Genomic DNA, 4,980 nt, shown 5'->3' on the forward strand with positions numbered 1-4,980 from the left:
CGGTCTGGGGGAACCATCAATCGTTAACCTTTTTTGATTATCCTAAGTCCGTTCTATTGACTCGCTCCCAAGCGGGAAGAAATAGAGGGCAGGTAATCAGGAGGGCTTTCAAAAGGCCTTCAAAGGGCACCATGACTGTGTCCGCGGGAGGCCTTTTTTGCTTTGAGATTGATGCGCTATGGGAAAATACCTCAAAATTTGCACGCCTATCGCGATCTTATCCTTTTTCATCCTGACTTTCTCGGGTCTGTTTGTCGGGGCAGAAGTAGAGATCCCCGAGCGCCGCGGTGACATACGCGTGGTGGAGAGCTGGCGGCCCGACATCAACGTGGTGGGTCACAACGTCCTCCAGTACCTCTTTGAGTATGCGTTGGAGAGGAACGAGATGGTCCTATCTCTTGCCGTCTCCCGGCGGTCGGTCGATGATACTACCGTGGAGGTAAAGCTCAGGCAGGGGGTGTGCTTCAGCAATGGAGAGCCCTCTACATTCTTCCAGATCTGAAATGGCCAAAAAGGCGATGCTATTTGAACTTCCCGTGTCATTTGAACGCCATTTCCCTTTCCCCCGTAGATGAATTAAGGGTAAACCCAATAACCCGTCATGTTGTGCCGATCCTCAATCTGAACTCCCTGATGGCACAGTAGAGGACCGGAACCACTAAGATTGTTACCACATTGATAACCATCCCCCCAAAGGAGGGGATCGCCATAGGAACCATGATGTCAGAACCTCGCCCGGTGGAGGTCAGGACTGGAATCAGCGCGAGTATCGTCGTAGCCGTAGTCATCAGACACGGTCTCACCCGACGCTTGCCAGCCTCGATAGTTGCGGCACGGATACCAGGCACCGATGTTGGGCTATTTTTGGAAAACGTTTGATCAAGATAGGTGGCCATAATAATGCCATTGTCGACAGCGATGCCAAATAGCGCCAGAAATCCCACCCACACGGCTACGCTCAGGTTAAAGGGACGAACCTGGAAGAGGTCTCGCATACTGGTCCCGAACAGCGAAAAGTCAAGGAACCATGGCTCGCCGTAAAGCCAGATCATGATGAAGCCACCGGCCCAAGATACCAGGATACCGGAGAAGACCAGAGTCGTGGTGGGCACCGAATTGAACTGGAGGTATATGATCACGAATATGATGAAGAGGGCAAGCGGCAGGATTACCATAAGTCTCTTCTCCGAGCGAACCTGATTTTCGTAACTTCCTGCAAATGTGAAGCTTGTCCCGGGCGGGAGCTGAAGCTCACCACTGTTCAGTTTCCCATGGAGATAGTCCCGAGCCTGCTCAACAACATCGACCTCAGCGTAGCCCGGCTTCATATCAAAAATAACGTATCCCACGAGGAAACTATCCTCGCTTTTTATCACCTGCGGTCCTCGCACATAGTTGACCTTGGCAAGCTGTGTGAGGGGTATCTGCGTTCCGTCAGGGGCGGGGACGAGGATCCTTTCCAGACCCTCGATGCTGTCGCGCAGTTCACGCAGGTACCTCACCCGAACGGGATACCGCTCCCGCCCCTCCACGGTGGTGGTGATACGCTTCCCGCCAACAGCAACTTCGATGACATTTTGAACGTCTTTGATCTTGACTCCATAGCGCGCGATAGCAGGCCTGTCCATATCGACCTCCAGATAGGGCTTTGCAACAATGCGGTCTGCAACCACGGTGGATGGTTCCACTGACGGTACCGCCTTGAGATACCGCTCGATCTGAAGCCCGACTTGCTCGATGCTCTCAAGATCCGGTCCCTTCACCTTAACTCCCATTGGTGCCCGCATTCCGCTCTGGAGCATGACAATCCGCGCTGCTATAGGCTGCAGCTTGGGAGCAGAAGTCGTTCCGGGAATCTCAGTAGCTTTGAGGATAGCGTCCCAGATATCATCTGGCTTTCGAATACCCTCCCATGCATTTCGACCATTGTTTAGATCCGGGTCTAAAGGGGGACGCCATAACCTGAAAGGCTTCCCATCAGGATCGGGTATAAGGCGGCCGGTGTCGTTGCGGATGAAGCGTCCCCTCACTACGTATGGCTCACCATCTGGTGCTGTGAGCGGCACCCCATCTTCATTGCGAAAGAAATCTGTTTCGTCAGGCGAGAAACGAAAGGAGAGGCGTTTCCCGCTCCGATCAACGATATACTCAGGTTTATAGTTTATGACTGTCTCAATCATAGAGATGGGCGCCGGGTCAAGGGCAGACTCGACTCGCCCGATCTTCCCCACCACCGATTCGACCTCAGGTATGCGCCGGATTGCCATATCCTGCTTTTGAAGGACATCCAGTGCCTCGCCAATCGAGGCGTGCGGCATCGTGGTTGGCATGAATAGGTAAGAGCCCTCGTCAAGTGGAGGCATGAATTCCTTTCCTAACCCAGGAAACTTATGTGACACGTAGGAGACTTGAGGCATACTTTTGATCCGGTCTGGCAACCAGCCGAAAAAGGGGTTGAATCCGAACCAGATCATCAACCCCAGGAAAGTGATCAAAGCGGGAACAGAGAGAAAGATAGCCTTGTGGTCCAGGCACCACCGCAATATAGGCTCGTAGGCGCGCATGAAAAGCTGGAAAAGGAGTAGCACTCCGCCGAGGAGCACCGCTACGAACAATAAATTGCGACCAATACCTTTTTCAGGACCAAGGGGGAGCCAGTGGTAAGATAGTACGAGTGCCACCGCAAAGACTGCCAGCCCATTACCCACCCAGGGCATCCATCGCTTCACACGCTCAGGCATCCATCCCTCGGCCAAACGGTACACACCGATAAGCGCAATCAGTGCACCCGCCCACCAGGTCGCGATCAGCGCCATGGTCATACCGATTAGGACCAAGATCCAGTGAAAAATGCGTCGCAGCTTCAGGCCTGGAATCTTGCCTGCAAACAGAATGTGAGCAGCGGGGGGAATGACTGTGAGCGCCACGATAACAGAGGCAAGAAGAGCGAAGGTCTTTGTGAAGGCAAGGGGCTTGAAGAGCTTTCCCTCTGCTGCCTCCATGGTGAAGACCGGGAGGAAGCTTATGATCGTAGTCGATATCGCAGTAAGCACAGCGTGGCCCACTTCCCTGCAGGCACGAAAAACCACTTCAAGGCGATTCTCTTTTGGATCTGCTATGTCCAGGTGTTTGAGGATGTTTTCACAGACAACGATCCCCATGTCCACCATGGTCCCAATGGCGATGGCGATACCAGACAGCGCCACAATATTGGCATCCACACCGAAGGCCTTCATTGCTATGAAGCACATGAGTACGGCAAGCGGAAGAAGTCCGGATATGAGCACGGAACTCTTCAAGTGCATCACCATGATGATGACTACTATCACAGTCACCAGTATCTCTTCGGTCAGCGCTGTGTTTAGCGTCCCCAGTGTCTCGTAGATCAGACCGGTTCGATCATAGAACGGCACAATCTTTACTTGGCTTAGGGTACCGTTGGGAAGAAGCTTTTTAGGGAGACCGGCTGAAATTTCCTGGATCTTCTTCTTCACACTCTTAATCGTGGCTAGGGGGTTTTGCTCGTATCGAACGACAACGACTCCGCCGACTACTTCAGCTCCCTCTTTGTCGAGTGCACCGCGTCTGAGCGCTGGCCCAACCGTTACTTTCGCGACATCTTTCACGTAAATGGGGACGTTGTCGCTGACCTTGACAACGGCATATTCAAGATCACTCAGGCTCTTGACAAACCCCAGTCCTCGAATGACATACTCAACCTTGTTTACCTCAATGGTGCGTGCCCCTACGTCTATATTGCTCATCTTAACTGCGCTGAATACCTGGTCGAGCTTCACCTCATGAGCCCGCATAGCGTCAGGATCAACGTCAATCTGATACTCCTTTAGAAAACCACCAACAGAGGCAACTTCGCTTACACCATCAGCGGACAACAGTGCATAGCGGATGTACCAGTCCTGGATGGACCTCAGTTCGTGCAGATCCCAGCCACCTGTCGGATTTCCTTGCTCATCGTGCCCTTCCAGTGTGTACCAGAAAATTTGACCGAGGCCTGTAGCATCCGGACCAAGGGCCGGCTGCACCCCTTCGGGAAGCGTACCCGCCGGCAGGCTATTCAATTTCTCAAGCACACGTGACCGAGACCAGTAAAAGTCGACCTCGTCCTTGAAGATCACATATATGCTTGAAAAACCGAACATGGAGTAACTGCGGATTGTCTTTACCCCAGGGACACCGAGGAGCGACACGGTGAGTGGGTAGGTGATCTGATCTTCCACATCCTGCGGGGAACGGCCCATCCATGCAGTGAAAACGATCTGCTGATTCTCCCCGATATCGGGGATAGCATCTACCGGAACAGGGCTCCGCGGCAATCCTCCCAGGTTCCAGTCAAAGGGGGCAACCATTATGCCCCAACTAAGAGCCAAGAGGACAATCAAAAAAACGATGACTCTCTTCTCTAGACAGAATCGGATGAGCCTATCGATCCACGATGAGGTGACCGGCTGATCGGTTTTTTCATCCATGGGTATGTCCTCCAAACTCCTCCATCAGAAGCGTCCGCTTCTATTCAGCCTTGAGCTGTCGCCTGACCTCGCCGCATTTGGCCATGACCGAGCCGAAGTAAGGGTTGCGGATGTCCGTGTCCTTTTGAAGCCAGGTAGCGCCTTTGTTCTCAAACGCCATCGGGCAGGAGAGCTCGAAAATCGCTCCTTCCGTCCGGACCCCGAGCTTCGCCACTGCAAGGGCCATACCGACGGAAAGCGGTTCGAATCCGTTTCGCATGTGCGTGATATCTTTAGCTTCAAGGATTTTACCAAGCCCGGCGGTGAGCAGTTCAAGTGCCTTCATCGAGATTACGTGAGCCTCGCCCTGCAGCACGTGCACTTCCACACGTTTGATCGCCCAACCGAGTTTCTTGCTCGCCTCTTTTGCGGATTGGAAATTATCTCCAGCTAGGGCCTCCTGAAGGACAACATACAAGTCGAGGACTTCTCCAAGCTGTTGTTTGAACTGTGC

3 protein-coding genes are annotated in these 4,980 nt (G+C 53.1%); 1 reads left to right on the forward strand and 2 read right to left on the reverse strand.

All coding sequences use genetic code 11. The features are described from left to right. Nucleotides 1-178 precede the first annotated feature (178 nt). Nucleotides 179-502, forward strand: a complete 324-nt coding sequence (locus ACETWG_09510; protein MFB0516822.1) for a hypothetical protein — start codon at nt 179-181, stop codon at nt 500-502. Between the two features lie 97 nt (nt 503-599). Here the strand turns inward: ACETWG_09510 and ACETWG_09515 are convergent, their stop codons facing one another. Together ACETWG_09515 and ACETWG_09520 are read right to left on the reverse strand one after the other, a co-directional pair. Continuing rightward, entirely contained in the window at nt 600-4,487 is a 3,888-nt protein-coding gene (locus ACETWG_09515) for an efflux RND transporter permease subunit (protein ID MFB0516823.1), read from the reverse strand. A 40-nt stretch (nt 4,488-4,527) separates the two neighbouring features. Continuing rightward, a partial coding sequence (locus ACETWG_09520) for a DUF3347 domain-containing protein (GenBank protein MFB0516824.1) occupies nt 4,528-4,980 on the reverse strand: 453 nt, incomplete at its 5' end.

Source organism: Candidatus Neomarinimicrobiota bacterium (genome assembly GCA_041862535.1).
In the GTDB taxonomy this organism is placed as follows: Bacteria; Fidelibacterota; Marinisomatia; order SCGC-AAA003-L08; family TS1B11.